This is a genomic window from Halodesulfovibrio sp., from assembly GCF_015482765.1.
GTDB lineage: Bacteria > Desulfobacterota > Desulfovibrionia > Desulfovibrionales > Desulfovibrionaceae > Halodesulfovibrio.
In genome coordinates this window covers 1-18,811 of sequence record NZ_JADMLB010000015.1, presented here as the reverse complement: position 1 = coordinate 18,811, position 18,811 = coordinate 1, and the positions used below count along the sequence as shown (strand labels likewise).

The following is an 18,811-nucleotide window of genomic DNA, read 5'->3' as shown; positions in this document are numbered from 1 at the left end:
TATTGTCGGTATTGCTAATCTTCATCAAGACGACAGTGAGTCGGCAGATCCACATCGTACTGACGAATAAGCTTGGAATGTTCACGCAGTATTGCATATGTGGAAGACTTACGGAATGAACTGTTGCGGTTTGTTCTGAACAACAGGTTCAAATCCCATATGGTATCAACATCATTCCAGTCCGGTAAGCGGATAAGCTCAAGATCTGCTTCCTGCATTTTTGCAAGGGTAGCGCGATAAACATCACGTGTTGACCAAGGAATGTCATCAAACACTTCCGGTGCAAAAGTATCTTTACGGAAACCAATCAAGTAGTAACCACCATCATAGGATGGGCCTACTGCTGCGTCCTGCATATCCAGATCTAAAAATGCCTTGTTGATAAGCTCCGGTGGAAAATCCGGAATATCGCTTCCAATAACAATCACGCGCTGAAAACCTTCATCGAAAGCAGACTGCATTGCGTGCTTCATACGAGCACCAATGTCGTCTCCTTCCTGCTCACGGTAAACATACTGGGAGCCTAACCAGCTTTTAAATTCTTTTTCTGGTTCTTCTGTACCGCAAGGCGCATAACAAATACGCAGTTGTGATTCTACCTTCTCAAAACCCTTGAGCATATCCTGTACGAAATGACGGTACAATGAGGTAGCAACATCTTCGCCAACAACTTTGGCAAGCCGTGTTTTTACATTGCCGTGACTTGGATACTTAATGAAAAAAAGAATACATGTGTCGGTCATTAAACTACCCCTTCATGGCGCGATACCAATGCGAAAGTGTTTGAGCAGAAACGCCTGCTCCGTATAGAAAACGCAACAGCACGTTGCGTAGCGTACATCTGTACATACCTTCTGCTTCCCACCTGCGGGCAGATGTAGAAACAGGAGCATCAATCACTGCAACAGGCTCGTTACGTCTCCGAATCCTGCGCATAATCTCAACATCTTCCATGATAGGAAGAGGAGCATATCCTGAAAGCTCTTCAAAATATGAACGTATAAAAAACTGAGCCTGATCGCCGTATGGTGTACGGGTCATCTTATTGCGCCAGTTTGATAGCATTGTCACAAGGTATAAAAACCAGTTCTTGCTGGCAATAGACAGGGTAAATGCCCCCGCCTTTGCACTACAGCTTGTGTTCTTTCCTGATATCAGTGCCTCTTGAATAAGTCGAAAAGCATCGACAGGAAGAACGGTGTCTGCATGCAAAAACAGCAAAATATCACCGGATGCCACAGCCGCTCCGGCATTCATCTGTGAAGCACGCCCTTGTGATGAACGAACCTGAATCACATCGTCATCTTCAATAACAGCCAGAGTTGAGGCTTCCGGTTCCCCGTCTGCCACAATGACTTCCACTGAACAGGAAGCTTCTGCTGCACGTTGATATACGTGTGTAATTCGATCATTAATCCCTGCACCTTCATGCCAGACAGGAATTATGACACTCACAGAACAAGAATCCATATACCCTCAAAAACAATATATGTATTTGCATAGTACATACACAGCACAATGCCCGCAAGCCGTGCCTTGCAATACCACTAAAGAAGTAACAGGTTGCAACCGTTACTTTTTATTTTGCTTGTATGCATGAGTAGCTAGACGCCCTAATTCTTTCAGGCGGCGGTCAACACGATCAAAAAGAGTATCTTTCGTAAACGAACCGTCTTTGCGTCTTGATCCGCACTTCATACCGGTAAGCAGTTCAAGTGCTTCTTCGATATGTGTCACCGGGTAGATGCTGAAAAGCCCTTCTTCGACTTTATCTGCAATCTCACGTTTGAGCATAAGCTGATCGACATTATCTTTCGGCAAAATAACGCCCTGATGCCCTGTAAGACCACGACGCGAACATATATCGAAATACCCTTCAATCTTGCGGGTAACACCGCCTACAGCGAGAATTTCACCACTCTGAGAAACGGCTCCAGTAAAGGCGAGAGCCTGTGAAACCGGAACTTCAGCTAACGCTGAAAGCAGTGCCGCCAATTCAGCGCCGGAAGCAGAGTCGCCTTCAACACCGGCATAACCCTGCTCAAAATATAAAGACCCTGTCAGCACAAGCGGTTTGTTATGAGCAAACATACCGATAAGGTAGCTCTTCAAAATCATCATAGCTTTAGTGTGAATTGGTCCACTGAGCTGTGCATCACGTTCAAGATCGATAACACCGCCATGACCGACACCTACTGTTGAGGCAATCTGATGTGGAAGACCGAATTCGAAGTCACCATACATGGAAACTGACAGCCCGTTTACACGACCGATCTTTTCTCCAAGGGTAGTGACCTTTATCAGATCCCGGTCATACTCTTCGAAGAACAGTTCTTCATAAAGATTATTTCTGTAATGGCGTGTAATAAGGGTCTTATGAACAACGGCTCCGTCGACTTCTTTCTTTTTATCCATAGAAGCAAGCGCGGATGCCTCGATCATAATTTCTCTAAGCAATGGAAATTTTAAAGAGAGACGCGTCTGGTCTTCTACAATGCGGGAGCCGTAATCAATAACTTCCGCCATTGCATCTTTGGTAAACGGCAACAGGTCGCAATCATCAATAATCCCCGCCATACGGTGCATGTATACTGCGTATCCGTCTTTATTCCGAGGCATTGCATCATTCAGATGTGCCTTGATCTTAAAGAGTTTCGGGAAGCGGTCATCAGACTCTAACAGCTGTTCGTAAATTTCTTCTGCGCCGATAAGAATTACTTTCAAATCAAGCAGCAACGGTTCCGGCTCAATACCTTTTGTTTTTGTTGTCTCCTGTGCTTCTTCACTGTCCTCAATACGAACCATACCGGAACGCAGGGCACGCATAAGTCCTTCCCATGAACCGCTCTGGGAAAGTATATCTTCAATATGAAGTAACAGGAAACCGCCATTAGCCTGATGCAATGAACCTGATTTAATCAAAGAGAAATCTGTGATGAGCGCACCCATTTCTGCTTCACGTTCAATGCAGCCAAGCAAGTTTGCAACAGTCGGATGATCATCAAGAATGATTGGTGCACCTTTGGTCTCAGAGTGGTCAACAAACACATTGATTTCGTATGGTGCGGTAGCATCTTCAGGGTGTTGTTGCTGTAGAGCCTCAGGCAGTGACAACGGAGCATTGGAAGCTTCTTTAGGCAACAACGCTTCCACGTTTTCTAAAATATCTTCCCGAGCCGCTTTAAAGAACTCTGCCAGTGTTTCGCTATGGCAGCATTCTTCGTATTCTTTAATAACCGGTTGTAACAGTTCATCAAGAACTTCTGTGGTCAGCTCTTTATCAAGATTCTTTTCTTTGGTGCGCAGTCCCTGCTCAGCATTATTCATATTACGAAGCAAGGTGTTAAGCGCCTGCAACAGCTTTTCGCCTTTTGCTTTCAGGCTTTTTTTCAGCGCTGCATCAACACGTTCAAATTCTTCTTCAGAAAGACGCTTACCGTCAATGAGCGGGTACAGGGTAATGCTTCCCTGCTCATCCAGATCCATATGGAAGCCTTCTTTTCCGGCAATGGAATCCATTTCTTTAAATAAAGAATCACGCTCTTCTGCAAACTGATCCATAAGAATGGTTCGTTTCTTAAGGTAGCTGTCACCTTCAAAACGTTTCGGCAGTTCTTTACGGACATTTGAAATTGCCTGCGAAAAATCCTGCTTTAACGCACGCCCTTTTCCAGCCGGAACTGTCAGCAGAATCGGTGCATCGGGATCTTCAAAATTATTCACATACAGCATATCCGGCGGAACAGGCAGTGCTTTCGCCCGTTCACGCAGGAACTCTTGCAGCATGTAATTTCGACCAAGGTTTGCACAACCTGCTAAATAAATATTGTAGCCGTTGTCCTTAATATTCAGCGCAAGTTCAAGCGCCTGCATAGCACGAGGCTGTGGTGCATGAATCTTGGCAGCATCCAGCTTAATATCGCTGCTGCTTTTGTATGGAATATGGGAAAGCGCAAGTTTTGCGCGCAATTTCTTGGCAGGAAGAGGCCGAATCTTGCTCATGGTGCTCCAGTTATGATCGGTAACTGATTAAAAACGTTTCGGGATACAAGAAGGTAGCCGGCATCATGCCGGTACCAAGTGTAAACATACCTGTTTGATATTTGAATGTCACTACGCGGTGACTCCAAATGTTCTTCCACACCGTCGCCTACCCTGCAACTACTTTTACTATGAGTAAGCAACCGGATACTTTTACATAGTACACAAAAAAAACGGTGAATAAAAGAAAGACCCGAACACGGTAACCATGTTCGGGTCATATATTCTTTGCACATATGCTTTCAACAAGCTGAAAGCAATTCCAGCGACGAATAATTCGTTACCGGAAAGGCAGACTGAAACCAGTCCTAGCGCATTGTTTCTTCAGCAGCTTCTACAACATGATCTACAGTGAAGCCGAAGTGCTTGAAGAGTTCGCCAGCAGGAGCAGACTCACCGAAAGTGGTCATGCCGATTACACGGCCTGCAAGACCTACGTATTTGTACCAGAAGTCAGCTGCAGCTGCTTCAACAGCAACACGAGCAGTAACAGAAGAAGGCAGAACGCTTTCTTTGTACTCTGCATCCTGTGCGTCAAATACGTTGGTACAAGGCATAGAAACAACGCGAACTTTACGGCCTGCTGTTGTAAGACGATCGTATGCTTCTGCAACGAGACCTACTTCAGAACCGGAAGCGATAAGGATACACTCAGGAGTACCTTCGCAGTCACGCAGTACGTAACCACCGCGTTTCACGTTTGCAAGTGCCTCTTCAGAACGAGCCATGAATGGCAGAGTCTGACGGGACATGGAGAAACATGAAGGAGCATTCTTGGTTTCGATACCGGATTTCCATGCTTCGATGGATTCAACAGTATCACAAGGACGCCATACGTGGCAGTTAGGGATAAGGCGCAGACCAGCAAGATGTTCTACAGGCTGGTGAGTAGGGCCGTCTTCGCCGAGACCGATAGAATCATGAGTAAGTACCCAGAGAGTACGGATGCCCATGAGAGCGGAAAGGCGAATTGCGTTTTTAGCGTAGTCAGAGAATACGAGGAAGGTGCCTGCGTAAGGAATGATACCGCCGTGCAGTGCCATACCGTTCATCATTGCACCCATACCGAACTCACGAACGCCGTAGGACATGTAGTTACCGCTCCAGCTTTCTTTGCAGAGAAGTTCGTACTTTTCCCACTTGGTGCCTACTGAGCCGGTAAGGTCAGCAGAGCCGCCGAGGAGTTCAGGCATTGCAGGGCCGAATGCGTTAAGAGCAACCGGAGAATCTTTACGGGTTGCAGCAGATTTAGCAGCAGCGTTTGCTGCATCAATTGCGTTCTGTGCAAGATCTTCGAAAGATTCTGGAAGGTCGCCAGCCATACGGCGGATAAATTCTTTAGAGAGCTCTGGATGTGCAATCTGGTAGCTTGCAAACATGCCGTCCCACTCTTTTTCAACAGCTGCACCGCGCTCACGAGCATCCCATGCTTCAGTGATATCAGCAGGGATTTCGAATGCAGGGTGATCCCAGCCGATTTCTTTACGAGTAGCTGCGATTTCTTCATCACCAAGAGGTGCACCGTGAGTTGCAGCAGTGCCCTGCTTGTGCGGAGCGCCGAAACCAATGATGGTGCGGCAGCAGATGAGAGAAGGTTTAGCAGTTTCTGCTTTAGCTTCTTCTACAGCTTTCTTGATTGCTTCAGGGTTATGACCGTCTACGTCGCGGATAACGTGCCAGCCATATGCTTCGTAACGTGCAGCGGTGTCTTCGTCGAACCAGTGTCCAACCTTACCGTCAATGGAGATACCGTTATCATCCCAGAACGCGATGAGTTTACCGAGACCAAGAGTGCCGGCAAAAGAACATGCTTCGTGAGAAATACCTTCCATCAAACAACCGTCACCCATAAATACGTAGGTGAAGTGGTCTACAACTTCAAAACCGTCACGGTTGAAGTGTTCAGCAAGAGCTTTTTCAGCAACTGCCATACCCACTGCGGTAGCGATGCCCTGACCAAGAGGGCCAGTAGTGAGTTCTACACCCGGAGTCATACCGTATTCTGGATGACCAGGAGTTTTGGAACCCATCTGGCGGAAATTTTTGATCTCTTCGATGCTCAGGTCGTAACCGGAGAGGTGCAGCAAAGAGTAAATAAGCATTGAAGCGTGGCCGTTAGACAGAACAAAACGGTCGCGGTTAGCCCATGCAGGGTTGCTTGGGTTATGCTTAAGGAAATCGTTCCAGAGAACTTCAGCAATATCTGCCATGCCCATTGGCGCGCCTGGGTGGCCAGAGTTTGCTTTCTGCACTGCGTCCATGCTCAGTGCGCGGACTGCGTTGGCGAGGTCTTTACGAGACGGCATCGTTTCCTCCTAAAAGAATGATGCAATAAAATTTTTCCAGCTGGTTGCTGTGGCAGTCGATAGACATTAATCGCCGCCATGACAACTGGTGATAACAGTTTTCAAAAAGCTCGCTATGCGTTGCGGGCTACTTCTTCAAAAGTCTTTAAGCGTTCTGCGTATGGCGGGAACCCGAAAAATGCGGAACCGGATACCAGTACATCTGCACCGTTACGAACCAGTTCTGCTGTATTATTTGGATCAACTCCGCCATCAACCTGAATAAGGGTTGAAAGACCGCGCTGTTTGATCATGCTGGAAAGTTCTGCAACTTTACGCATGCTGAAAGGAATAAATTTCTGACCGCCGAAACCCGGGTTAACACTCATGATGAGTACCATGTCCAGTTCATCGAGAACATAATCAAGTACAGAAAGAGGAGTGTGAGGATTGAGTGCTACGCCAGCCTGTGCACCTTTGCGCTTAATTTCCGCAATAGTACGTTCAAGGTGGTTGGTTGCTTCTGCATGAACAACAACCATATCTGCACCGGCATCCACAAAGTCATCAACATAGCGCTCTGGCTGCTGAACCATCATGTGTACATCAAAAAAGAGGTTACTCTCTTTACGGAGACGCTTAATAATTGGTGCTCCAAGAGTAATATTAGGTACAAACATGCCGTCCATGACATCCCAGTGTACCCATTTAAGTCCTGCCTGTTCGAGTGCCTGTAATTCTTCAGCAAGTCTGCCGAAGTCAGAAGACAATAACGAAGGTGAAAGGATCATAGTATCTTCTCTGTGGCTTTCGCCGGTTATGGTACTGTGCTGGTGCGATTGCCTCCGTTAGACGAACCGCACAAAAAAGACGGGGCATCAGCGACGACCCGTTATAAGCATATCACGCAGTGATGTGAGTTCTGTTATAATCTCCTCAACATCAATGGCACCGCTCTCCTTTGCGTACAAAGGGGTATCGGTGCCGTTACCTGCGCAAAAAGCCTCTATCTCCGGCCCGGGTTGATCCGGACCGGTGATAGAGCCATACATTTCTTCATATTGACCGAGCACCTTGCGAGCACCCTCAATGGTCAATCCGCGTTCGTAAAGCAAATGCCGTATCGCCCGCAGCAAAAGCACGTTCTGCTCGGAATACATACGCTGCCCTTTCTGGGTGCGTATAGGGATTAGCTGTTTGAATTCTGTTTCCCAAAACCGCAGTACATACGGCTTTAAGTTCAGCAGGGTAGCAGCCTCTCCGATACGATAGGTCTTTGCTTTCATACGTCTCCCCTGCAGAGCTGTCCGCTAATTAGATGCGAACCGGCAATGCATTTTCGAGAGATTTAACCACCTTTTTACGCTCTTTGTCCACATCCTTATCTTTTAATGTCTTAGAACTATGACGGAAGGTAAGGCGGAAGGTCAAATTGCGTGTTTCTTCAGCACCTTCTGATGCTTCAGGCACGAACACGTCGATCAGTTCCATCTTTTCAAGAAGCGGCAGTTTAGTTGCAGCAACCTGATCAAAGATAGCCTGAACATTAAGAGTAATCGGTGCGATTACAGTGATGTCGTTCCATGCAGACTGGTGCACAGGAAGGCTTGCAAATTTAATATTGCTTGCAACGTACATAGTACGAAGCACGTCAGTATCAAGGTCAGCAAACCAAACATCTTTTTTAGCGTTGTAGGCATCGGCAATTTCTGGATTGATTCTACCGATGGTACCGACCTTCTGGTCGTTTACTACAACGTTAACAGCCGGAGACATCCATGCATGATCTTCTACGAGAGTAAAACTTGGTACTCCCACGTGAAGATGCGCCAGAAGATGTTCTACGCAGCCTTTAATATCAGCATATTCTGCTTCAGAAGCCATACGCGGGTACGCAGAATCAAAACGGTCACCGTAGAACAAAATGTTCAGGCGGCCGGATTCGCGAACAGTGGTATCACTTGTTTCATCAGCTTCAAAGATATGCGCAAGTTCAAACAGGCGCAGTCCCATGTTGCCGTGACCCAAGTTGTGACGAAGGTTCTGCAAAAGACCCGGAGCAAGCTCTGTACGCATTGCATCCTGCTCAGAAGAGAGCGGGTTCATGATAGTAATGCGGTTGTCTTTTGGCAGATTAAACAGATCAAGATCTGCGTGACCAACGAAAGAGTAGTTAATAGCTTCGTTAAGACCGAGACCGCAGCCCCATGCTTTAATCAAAGACCAGAACTCGTATTCGTTGCAGTCGTCATTACGTGCTTCAAGAGTACGCTTAACCTGAGGAAGAACAGGCTCAATACGGTCCATGCCGTATACGCGTGCCACTTCTTCAATAAAGTCTACTTCGCGCTCGTAGTCGAGACGGTTGCTCGGAGGAACTACAGTCCAGTCAGCAGTATCTGCGCCGGTAATAGTACAACCGAGTTTTTCAAGGGTAGCTTTGCAGAAAGCATCTTCTACGTCTACACCAAGAAGATCACGACAACGCTGAGGGCGGAACTGAAGCTCAGGAGCAACCCAAGGCTTAGGTTCTGCTTTGCAGATACCTGTACGAACGGTTGCACCAGTAAGCTCTGCAAGCATTGCTGCTGCACGATCCATTGCCTCTGGACAATTCAGCTGGTCAACGCCGCGCTCAAAGCGGAAAGAAGCATCAGATGAGAGAGCAAGGCGACGAGCTGTGCGGCGTACTGATGCAGGCTGGAACACAGCAGATTCGAGGAAAATGCGTGTAGAACCATCGTGGATTTCGCTGTTTGCGCCACCCATTACACCAGCAAGTGCTACGCTTTTGCTGCCGTCTTTAATCATAAGGTCAGTTGCTTTAAGGGTACGTTCCTGCTCATCAAGAGTTACGAACTTTTCACCTTCTTCAGCAGTGTCCACAACAATCTTTGCACCTTCAATACGGTCAAGATCGAATGCGTGGAGAGGCTGACCAAAGCCCATCATGATGTAGTTGGTTACGTCTACAATATTAGAAATAGGACGTAAGCCAACAGCTACGAGACGGTAACGCATCCATGCCGGAGACTGTGCAATTGCAGCGCCTTCGAGGATACGACCGTAGTAGCAGTAACATTTATCTGCGTCGGCAATTTCGATTGCTACTTCTTCAGAGCAATCTTCGCCGGACTCAACAAGATTGTATTCAGGTACTGTGAGCGGCAGATCAAAGGCAAGAGCGACTTCACGAGCAATACCGAGAACGCTCAAAGAATCAGCACGGTTAGGAGTGATGGAAATATCCAGCACTACTTCATCAAGGTTCAGAGACTCAACAAGGTTTGCACCCGGTACGAGTTCTTCCGGAAGTTCCATGATGCCATCATGTTCGTCTGACAGTCCAAGCTCACGCTCGGAACAGATCATACCCATGGATGGAATACCGCGAAGTTTTGTCTTTTTGATCTTGGTGCCGTCAGGCATTACAGAGCCGACTTTAACTACAGCAACTTTCAGTCCTTTACGAACGTTCGGTGCACCGCAGACAATGTTTAACGGCTCTTCTTCGCCAACATCAACCTTACATACAGAAAGTTTTTCTGCTTCAGGGTGTTTCTCACACTCAACAACGTGACCGATAACCATTGGCTTAATGCCTTCAAATGGATGAAGTACTTCTTCCACTTCAAGACCAAGCATGGTCAGCGCGTCGTCAAGCTCCTGAATTGTTCCGGTAAACGGAACAAACTCTTTCAACCAGTTGATACTTAAAAGCATGGTTCTACTCTCCCCTGCTAGATAAACTGGTTAAGGAAACGCACATCGTTCTCGAAGAACATGCGGAGGTCACCAATGCCGTATTTAAGCATTGCAACACGTTCCACACCAAGACCGAAAGCAAAACCGGTGTATTTTTCCGGATCGTAGCCAACTTTCTTGAATACTTCTGGATCGACCATGCCACAACCAAGGATTTCAACCCAGCCGGTCTGCTTACAAACACGACAAGGCTGACCGTCCACAACGCCTTCACCACCGCACATGCAGCAAGAGATATCAACCTCAACGCTAGGTTCGGTGAACGGGAAGAAGCTTGGGCGGAAACGAACTTTAGTTTCCGGTCCGAACACTTCCTGCAAGAAAGCAGTAAGAGTACCGCGAAGCTCAGCAAGGCTTACTTTTTCGCCAACCAGCAGACCTTCGATCTGATGGAACATAGGTGTGTGTGTAAGGTCGGAGTCACGACGGTACACTTTACCCGGTGCGATAATAGCAAGCGGTGGCTCCTGCTTCAGCATAGTACGTGCCTGCATTGGGGATGTGTGTGTACGCAGAAGAATATTATCTGTTACGTACAGGGTATCCTGCATGTCACGCGCCGGATGCTCTGGAGGCAGGTTCAGCGCTTCAAAGTTGTAGAAATCGTTTTCAACTTCAGGGCCGGTTACGATGTCGTAGCCGAGGCCTTTGAAGATGTCACAGATTTCAGTCATTACTTTAGTTACAGGGTGTAAAGAACCCTGCCATGGCATACGTCCCGGCATTGAAGGGTCAAACTTTGCAAGTTTGTCCGCTTCTGCTGCGTTTTCAAGTTTGGTTTTGCAATCATCCAGCATACCTGTGAGTTTGCCTTTAACGATGTTTGCAGTTTTACCAACTTCAGGACGCTCTTCCGGAGAAAGTTCCGGAAGACGCTGCATGATCTGCGCGAGTTTACCCTTTCGGCCCAAGAAGGCTACACGCAAATCTTCCACTTCGCTTAATGAAAAAGCCTGATCCAGGCCGCTGTTAAGCTCCTGAACCAGGCTTTCTAATTCGTGAATCAGGCTCATACCTGAAAAGTGCTACTTAGCTCAGCTTAGCTTTTGCGATTTCGCAAAGCTGTGCAAAGTGCTCTTTTTCGCGAACTGCAAGGTCAGCAAGGACCTTACGGTTCAGTTCGATGCCAGCCAGGGCCAGGCCGTGCATGAACTTGCTGTAGGAGAGACCGTTCAAACGGGCGCCAGCGTTGATACGCAGGATCCAAAGACGACGAAACTCACGTTTCTTTGTCTTACGGTCACGGTAAGAATATACTAATGCATTTTCTACAGCTTCGCGTGCTGTGCGGTACAGTTTAGAACGACCGCCACGGAAGCCTTTAGCCATCTTCAAATATTTCTTATGACGACGATGAGCCGCCAAGCCTCTCTTGACTCGCATGGATACCCTCCAGGGTCTTTGTCACTCCGTGAGGCGAGAGATGTGCCAACGGAGCGCGGAAAAAAGTTATATACTAAGTTGATACGTCTTATGCGTTTGGAAGCATGCGACGAACAGCTTTTTCGTTGCTTTTATCAACAATAGCAGACTGACCGAGGTTCATTTTACGTTTAGCACTTTTCTTTGTCAGGATGTGACGAAGGTTCTGCTTACGACGTTTGAACTTGCCGGTACCAGTCAAAGAAAAACGCTTTGCAGCGCCACGTCTGGTTTTAATCTTTGGCATGTTAATCTCCTTACCGTTATTGCTGCACTGCCATTCTACAGCGTAATGACAGCACGCGAGAGAAAACCCCCTGCATTACAGGGAGTTTTCAGAAAAATTCCTCTGAGCAAAGCGCAGAATAACAAGTATGACTACGCGAAACGGGGATATTGCTCCAAATCAATCACAAAATCAAGCCAGAATGCTTATTTTTTCGCAGTCGGTACCAGCAGCATGTGCAAGGTACGTCCTTCGGAACGTGGCATCTGGTCCACTTTTGCGATATCTTTGGTATCCTCCATAGCCCGTTCCAAAATTGCAAGACCGCGATCTTTATGAACGATTTCACGTCCACGGAAGAACACAGTAACCTTACAACGGTCACCGGCTTCGAGGAAGCGACGAACGTGCTTAAGTTTGGTCTGGTAATCATGTTCGTCAGTTTTTGGACGAACTTTGATTTCTTTAACCTGAACTACAGCAGCATTTTTCTTTGCTTCCTGTTTCTTCTTTTTCTGCTCGAACTTGTACTTACCATAGTCCATGATCTTACAGACAGGTGGTTCAGCGTTAGCAGCCACCTCAACGAGGTCGAGTCCTTTTTCTTTAGCAATGTCGATAGCCTGGTTTCTGTTAAGAATACCTAACTGCTCACCGGTTTCGCTAATAACACGAACCTCACGCGCACGAATCTGTTCGTTGCGCTTAGTCATATCCTGCGGCTCTTGCCGACGATACTTAGGAAAAGCGATAGCTTAACCCTCCGCTTTTAAACGGTTCTTCACAATCAGCTTTAATAAGCTCTACCACTTCCGAAACGGATTTCAGACCAAGGTTTTCGCCCTTACGCATGCGTACGTTCACGCCTTGTTCTTCAATCTCTTTATCCCCGATAACTAGCATGTACGGGATCTTAGAAACCTGGGCTTCACGAACTTTGTAGCCCAGCTTTTCATTACGAGTATCTGCTTCAACGCGGATGCCTTCTTTAAGAAGTTCCGCCTTTACTTTTTCTGCAAATTCGTTGTGTGCATCAGTAACAGTCAACACGCGTGCCTGTACCGGAGCAAGCCAAGTTGGGAATGCACCAGCATAGTGTTCAGTAAGAATACCGATGAAGCGTTCAACAGAACCAAGGATTACGCGATGGACCATTACAGGACGGTGACGTTCACCATCCTCGCCCACGTACCCTAAGTCAAAGCGTTCTGGCAAGGTAAAATCACACTGAACGGTAGCACATTGCCATTCTCTGTCAAGGCAGTCACGGAGTTTGATGTCAATCTTAGGTCCGTAGAATGCACCGTCACCTTCGTTAATCTCGTAAGGAAGATCAATGGCTTTAAGCGCTTCAATCAAGGATTCTGTTGCCAGATCCCAGTCTGCGTCGTCGCCAATGGATTTTTCAGGACGGGTGGAAAGCTCAAGAGAGTATTCAAAACCGAAAACATTCATAATGTCTTTAACAAAGTTAAGAACACCAACAATCTCTTCCTGAAGCTGATCAGGGCGGCAAATAATATGAGCATCATCCTGAGTGAACTGACGTACACGCATAAGACCGTGCAAAACGCCGGACTTTTCGTGACGGTGAACTACACCAAGCTCAAAATAGCGCATTGGCAGATCACGGTAGCTACGCATATGAGACTTGTAAATAAGCATGTGCGCTACACAGTTCATTGGCTTTACGCCGTATGGCACTTCATCAATTTCAGTGAAGTACATGTTTTCGCGGTAGTTATCGTAGTGACCGGAACGTTCCCACAGCTCACGCTTAAGGATCTGCGGTGCCTGTACAATGTCGTACCCGCGTTTCAAATGCTCTTTACGCTCGAAGTCTTCAAGGATGGTACGGATAAGAGCACCTTTAGGGTGCCAGTATGCCATACCTACGCCGCCTTCTTCCTGGAAACTGAAAAGGTCGAGTGCTGCACCGAGTTTACGGTGGTCGCGTTTTTTCGCTTCTTCAAGACGGGCAAGGTACTTTTTAAGCGCCTTTGGATCAGCAAATGCGGTACCGTAGATACGGGAAAGCATTGGGTTCTTTTCATCACCGCGCCAGTAAGCACCGGCAACAGACATGAGTTTGAACGCCTTTACGTATCCGGTAGTCGGAAGATGAGGACCGCGACAAAGGTCTGCAAATTCGCCATGACGGTAGATAGACACTACATCGTCATCAACTGCGTCGATAAGTTCGAGCTTGTAGGTCTCGCCCATATCAGCAAACACTTTTTTTGCTTCATCCTTGGAAACAACTTCGCAAGTAAACGGAGCAGCCTCACGGATGATCTTAGTCATTTCCGCTTCAATAGCTTCAAGGTCTTCTGTAGTAAACGGACGCTCTACGTCAAAGTCGTAGTAGAAGCCGTTTTCAATAGAAGGACCAATGGTAACTTTGGCGGAAGGGAACAGACGTTTAACTGCATCAGCCATAATGTGTGCAGTAGAGTGTCTGAGCAGATCAAGACCTTCCGTCGTGTCCGCGTAGACAGGCGTGATTTCTTCACAACCTGCCGGAATAGTTGCAGTGAGATCAAGCGTCGTCGTGCCGCATTTTGCAGCCAACACAGTCTTGAATTTTTTACCGCTGAGTACTTCTCTCAGGGCATCACGGCAGCTTGCATCTGCTGCTACCTCTACAACTTGTCCTTCAATAGACACGTTCACGATGGCATCTCCTGAAAATTTTCGAATATATATAAAAAAAAGGGAGGCTATCGCCTCCCTACAATCCGTCAGTGTTGGTAGGCACGAGCAGTATCGAACTGCTGACCCCTACCATGTCAAGGTAGTGCTCTACCACTGAGCTACGCGCCTACACCGTTACGGCGAAGATGGTATTTACGCATTACCCACCTGCTCGTCAAGAAGAAAAAATACACTTTTCTCTTTTTTCTTGCAAGCAAAGACCATGTTCGGCTTCAAACACCCCGAGCGAACCCCGTATATAATGTTCCTTGCCGTGTGGACGTGAGAAATTCAATACGATGAACTGTGGAAATCAGAAAAAAAATATTTTTTCTGCACACTATCCATGTTTTTTGACCCGCGTCACAGAATAAAACACATGTGATAGGTAGGTTGCATTCAACGGCAACGAGAATTCCTTCTCGCATCAATTTTTCGCTTAACAGCTTTCCAGTTGTCGTTAGATGAGATACACAAAAATTACCTATACCATACGAGGTGTACCAGTATGTTAGAATTCTTTAAAAAGCTCTTCAAATCTGACGAAGAAACTCAAGTAAATGTTCCATCAAAGGAGTTACCTATGTTCTGTAACCAGTGTGAGCAGACAGCCAAAGGTACTGGCTGTGATAAAATCGGCGTATGTGGCAAAAAAGCAGACGTCGCTGCCCTTCAGGATCTCACCGTCTACGCTCTGCGCGGTCTTGCTCTTGCAGCACTGAAAAAAGGTGACGAAAGCAACAACCTTGGTCACTTTACTGCCAAGATGCTCTTTTCAACATTAACTAACGTTAACTTCACCCCTGAAGATTTCCAGAAATTTATTAACGAAATCGTAGCACACCGCAAAGCACTTGATGTTCATTTCCAGAGCGGTCCAGGTGCATTTGAACCAGCTGACACCATCGATGGTCTCGTTGCGCAGGGTGAAGCACATTCCATTAAGAATTTTGACACTGATGAAGACATCCGCTCTGCTAAGCAGCTTCTTCTTTACGGTCTTAAAGGCCTCTGTGCTTATGCAGACCACGCTGCAGTTCTCGGCCAGCAGGATTCCACAGTATACAACTTCGTATACACCGGTCTTGCTGCAGGCTACGACGAAGAAGAACGTGACCTTCAGGCATGGCTTGGCCTCTGCCTCAAGTGCGGTGAAGTAAACCTTCGCGCAATGGAACTTCTTGATTCAGCAAACACTGGTACTTTCGGTCATCCAGAACCTACTGAAGTACCGCTCGGTCACGTACCTGGTAAAGCGATTCTCGTTACCGGTCACGACCTTCAGGACCTCTTCCTTCTTCTCAAGCAGACTGAAGGTAAAGGCATCAACATTTACACACACGGCGAAATGCTTCCGTGTCACGCATACCCGAAACTTAAAGAATTTGACCACTTCTACGGTCACTTCGGTACTGCATGGCAGAACCAGCATAAAGAATTCCCTGAGTTCCCTGGTGCTATCCTCTTTACAACCAACTGCATCCAGAAACCTCAGGACGTTTACAAAGACAACGTATTCACAACCGGTCTTGTTGGCTGGCCTGGCCTCACTCATATCGGTCCGGGCAAAGACTTTACTCCGGTTATCGAACGTGCTCTCGCACAGCCTGGCTTTACAGACACTGTAGATAAAGGCAGCGTACTTTGCGGATTCGGTCACAACACTGTAATGAGCGTAGCAGACAAAGTAATCGACGGCGTTAAAGCCGGTGCTATTCGCCACTTCTTCCTCGTTGGCGGCTGTGACGGCGCAAAACCTGGACGTAACTACTACACCGAGTTTGTAGAGCAGACTCCGCAGGACACCGTTGTTCTTACTCTTGCTTGCGGTAAGTTCCGCTTCTTTGATAAGAAACTTGGTGACATCGGCGGCATCCCTCGTCTCCTCGACGTAGGTCAGTGTAACGATGCTTACTCTGCAATCCAGATTGCTATCGCACTTGCAGGCGCATTCGAATGCGGCGTTAACGAACTTCCACTGTCTCTGGTACTCAGCTGGTACGAGCAGAAGGCTGTTGTAATTCTTCTCACTCTTCTCTCCCTCGGTATCACAGACATCCGTCTCGGGCCTTCTCTTCCTGCATTCATCAGCCCGAACATCCTTAACGTTCTGGTAGAGAACTACGGCATCAAGCCTATCTCCACTCCAGAAGAAGACCTCAAAGCTATCCTCGGATAGAGTTCTGAGCACGAAAGCCCCTTCCGTAGCATCCGCGGAAGGGGCTTTTACATACGTCTGCTATTCTGGCACGCGCCAACAAGTTAGCTTGTTGCAGCCTGCCAGAATGACAGCTTGAAACAGCAGTGGGTTTCGGCTTTCCTTTCCCGCTTTTGGGAACATAAACCCCTCGTTCCCAAAGCCGGTGCGGTTGTTGTGATCTGTGAGTGCAGCCGCGCCGGTTTGTAAAAATATCAAACTGTCACCTGAATGACGTCTTATTGCATATCAGTGTGATAAGACTCTTTTCAACGCCAGTACCTCCTTGCAGCATGATTTCAACTTTCGTTATGTTTAATGATGTTGTATTCATGCATTGGCTATCAGCAAAGGAAGCGCCCTGTGGCAACATGCAGGGCGCTTTTTCTGCGTCTCTATAGTCTGATATTATTGATGATTACATCGCACGCACAATTCTTTTTCAATTCACTACTTTTTTAACTTCTCGTGAACACAGTTCATGCGATAGGAGTTGCAGATTGTGCTGCGTCCAAAATACACATGCAGCATTCATGCATTCAGCCCCAATGGTTCATCATCAAATGACCTGATGAGGAGATACTATAATGAAACATTCAGAAGCAATACACGCAGGACAGGCTATTTACACAAAACCTGTTCTCTCTATATACGATCTATGGGTTCTCGGCTTTTCCAACTCAGTTGTCTGGCGCTGTCCAACTAAAAACCTGAGGCACCATTACCGCAAGCACGTTACACTCAATCATTTAGATGTTGGTGTAGGTACAGGCTATTACCTCGACAAATGCCTACTCGAACAAAAAAGACGCCTTGCTCTGCTGGATCTTAATAACAACAGCCTTGAAAAAGCCGCAGAACGAGTAAAACGTTTCAAGCCGGAAATCTATCAAGCTGATATCCTTTCTCCATTAAACCTGCCATGCAAGCCGTTTGATTCCATCAGCATCAACTATCTTTTCCACTGCCTTCCGGGCGCAATCAAAGAAAAAGCAACCATTTTAGATTCTCTATCTGAATACCTGCATGAAGGCGGTAAAATTTTTGGTTCAACCATTTTGAGCCACGGCGTGCATCAGAACTTTGCTGCGCAAAAATTAATGGCATTCTACAATAACAAAGGTATTTTTACGAACACACGTGACCATCGAACCGGCTTAAGAGACGAACTCGAATCCCGTTTCACCAACGTAAAAATAGAAGTAAAGGGCTGCGTCGCCCTGTTCAGCGCCCAAAAAGGCGACAGATAAAAAAACAAAATGGCAGCCAAATTGTTGGCTGCCATTTTGTTTTTAAATTATTATCCGCTCGAAAATATTGCCCAATCTCCTACACAGCTATGAATACCATAGTTCATTGTGCACAAGGCGTTATATCCGGGCTCCAAATTTCTCCAGAATTCGCTCAACAACATCATCAATTGTTTCATCACGCAAACCGAGCACGCTGCCTGTTTCAAGCTGACGGGATGCAAGCGAAGACAGGTACGGCATAGAAACTACGCTTTCAGGAAGTCCATCAAGCTCAGGTAATTTTGGAGATTCCGCGTCTGAACGATTAAGAACCAGAACCTGTTTCTGTAATCCCAGCTCAGCAGCCATGGAACCAACATCTGCGGCAGTTTGAAGACCTCGCATGCTTGGCTCAGAAACCACAACAAGACCGTCTACATGTGCAACGGTTCCGCGTCCTAAATGCTCCACTCCTGCTTCCAAATCTACCAGCACCCAGTCGTTTCTTTCGAGAACGAGATGCGCAAGAATTGCTTTCAAAAGTGTATTGGCAGCACAGGCGCAGCCGCCTCCGGCTCCTGTTACGGTTCCCATCACGAGCAGGCGTTTTGATCCGGCAACAACACTCTGTGTAGGGATTCCTGAAACCGGAAGTTCTACGGAAAGAGCTTCCGGCAAGTCACTTACGTCAGGATTGAGTGTAAACATGCTGGTGTTTTCCTGCCGGATTCGCTCGCGGATCAAATCTTCACGGTGAATAAGGGCTTCTGGCAAACTGCCTCTATCAATCCCGCAGGCTTCGCCAAGGGAAAGTGCTGTGTCAGCGTCTACCAGCCACACGTTCTGCCCGTTTCGAGCGAGATAATCTGCCATCCATGCGGTAAGAGTTGTTTTACCAACGCCGCCTTTACCTGCAAATGCTAACTTCATTCTACATATCTCCAATGCC

The 18,811-nt window shown here is 47.1% G+C and carries 15 protein-coding genes and 1 tRNA gene; 2 read left to right on the top strand and 14 right to left on the bottom strand.

Features of this window, described 5'->3' with window-relative positions; all coding sequences use genetic code 11:
• Window positions 1-14 precede the first annotated feature (14 nt).
• The 13 genes from QZY95_RS02240 to QZY95_RS02180 form a co-directional block, all read right to left on the bottom strand.
• On the bottom strand, window positions 15-743 hold the full coding sequence (locus QZY95_RS02240; protein WP_290918829.1) for a TIGR04282 family arsenosugar biosynthesis glycosyltransferase: 729 nt from the start codon (window positions 741-743) through the stop codon (window positions 15-17).
• A gap of 4 nt (window positions 744-747) precedes the next feature.
• On the bottom strand, window positions 748-1,470 hold the full coding sequence (locus tag QZY95_RS02235) for a TIGR04283 family arsenosugar biosynthesis glycosyltransferase (RefSeq protein ID WP_290918826.1): 723 nt from the start codon (window positions 1,468-1,470) through the stop codon (window positions 748-750).
• A 102-nt stretch (window positions 1,471-1,572) separates the two neighbouring features.
• Window positions 1,573-4,002, bottom strand: a complete 2,430-nt coding sequence (locus tag QZY95_RS02230) for an ATP-binding protein (protein WP_290918824.1) — start codon at window positions 4,000-4,002, stop codon at window positions 1,573-1,575.
• 347 nt (window positions 4,003-4,349) lie between these two features.
• Window positions 4,350-6,347 (bottom strand): transketolase, encoded by a 1,998-nt coding sequence (gene tkt / locus QZY95_RS02225; protein ID WP_290918822.1) that lies wholly within the window; start codon window positions 6,345-6,347, stop codon window positions 4,350-4,352.
• 113 nt (window positions 6,348-6,460) lie between these two features.
• Window positions 6,461-7,117 carry a ribulose-phosphate 3-epimerase gene (rpe, locus tag QZY95_RS02220; RefSeq protein WP_290918819.1) on the bottom strand — a complete coding sequence of 219 codons (657 nt, stop codon included), beginning with the start codon at window positions 7,115-7,117 and terminating at the stop codon, window positions 6,461-6,463.
• An 87-nt stretch (window positions 7,118-7,204) separates the two neighbouring features.
• Window positions 7,205-7,612 (bottom strand): MerR family transcriptional regulator, encoded by a 408-nt coding sequence (locus tag QZY95_RS02215; RefSeq protein WP_290918816.1) that lies wholly within the window; start codon window positions 7,610-7,612, stop codon window positions 7,205-7,207.
• 28 nt (window positions 7,613-7,640) lie between these two features.
• Window positions 7,641-10,049, bottom strand: coding sequence for a phenylalanine--tRNA ligase subunit beta (gene pheT, locus QZY95_RS02210; protein WP_290918813.1), 2,409 nt, complete (start codon window positions 10,047-10,049; stop codon window positions 7,641-7,643).
• 17 nt (window positions 10,050-10,066) lie between these two features.
• Window positions 10,067-11,104, bottom strand: coding sequence for a phenylalanine--tRNA ligase subunit alpha (gene pheS / locus QZY95_RS02205; RefSeq protein WP_290918810.1), 1,038 nt, complete (start codon window positions 11,102-11,104; stop codon window positions 10,067-10,069).
• A gap of 16 nt (window positions 11,105-11,120) precedes the next feature.
• On the bottom strand, window positions 11,121-11,474 hold the full coding sequence (gene rplT / locus QZY95_RS02200) for a 50S ribosomal protein L20 (RefSeq protein ID WP_066856710.1): 354 nt from the start codon (window positions 11,472-11,474) through the stop codon (window positions 11,121-11,123).
• A gap of 88 nt (window positions 11,475-11,562) precedes the next feature.
• On the bottom strand, window positions 11,563-11,760 hold the full coding sequence (gene rpmI / locus QZY95_RS02195) for a 50S ribosomal protein L35 (RefSeq protein WP_290918801.1): 198 nt from the start codon (window positions 11,758-11,760) through the stop codon (window positions 11,563-11,565).
• A 185-nt stretch (window positions 11,761-11,945) separates the two neighbouring features.
• Window positions 11,946-12,452 (bottom strand): translation initiation factor IF-3, encoded by a 507-nt coding sequence (gene infC, locus QZY95_RS02190; protein ID WP_290918798.1) that lies wholly within the window; start codon window positions 12,450-12,452, stop codon window positions 11,946-11,948.
• 25 nt (window positions 12,453-12,477) lie between these two features.
• Entirely contained in the window at window positions 12,478-14,412 is a 1,935-nt protein-coding gene (thrS, locus tag QZY95_RS02185; RefSeq protein ID WP_290918795.1) for a threonine--tRNA ligase, read from the bottom strand.
• A gap of 75 nt (window positions 14,413-14,487) precedes the next feature.
• Window positions 14,488-14,562 (bottom strand) — tRNA-Val (locus QZY95_RS02180).
• 454 nt (window positions 14,563-15,016) lie between these two features.
• Here QZY95_RS02180 and hcp point away from each other — a divergent pair.
• Window positions 15,017-16,612: a hydroxylamine reductase gene (gene hcp, locus QZY95_RS02175; RefSeq protein WP_290918872.1), complete on the top strand. Its 1,596-nt coding sequence runs from the start codon at window positions 15,017-15,019 to the stop codon at window positions 16,610-16,612.
• A 605-nt stretch (window positions 16,613-17,217) separates the two neighbouring features.
• Window positions 17,218-17,880, top strand: coding sequence for a class I SAM-dependent methyltransferase (locus QZY95_RS02170; RefSeq protein WP_290918791.1), 663 nt, complete (start codon window positions 17,218-17,220; stop codon window positions 17,878-17,880).
• Window positions 17,881-18,000: 120 nt separating this feature from the next.
• Here QZY95_RS02170 and QZY95_RS02165 read toward each other — a convergent pair whose 3' ends face one another.
• On the bottom strand, window positions 18,001-18,792 hold the full coding sequence (locus QZY95_RS02165) for a P-loop NTPase (protein ID WP_290918789.1): 792 nt from the start codon (window positions 18,790-18,792) through the stop codon (window positions 18,001-18,003).
• Window positions 18,793-18,811 lie beyond the last annotated feature (19 nt).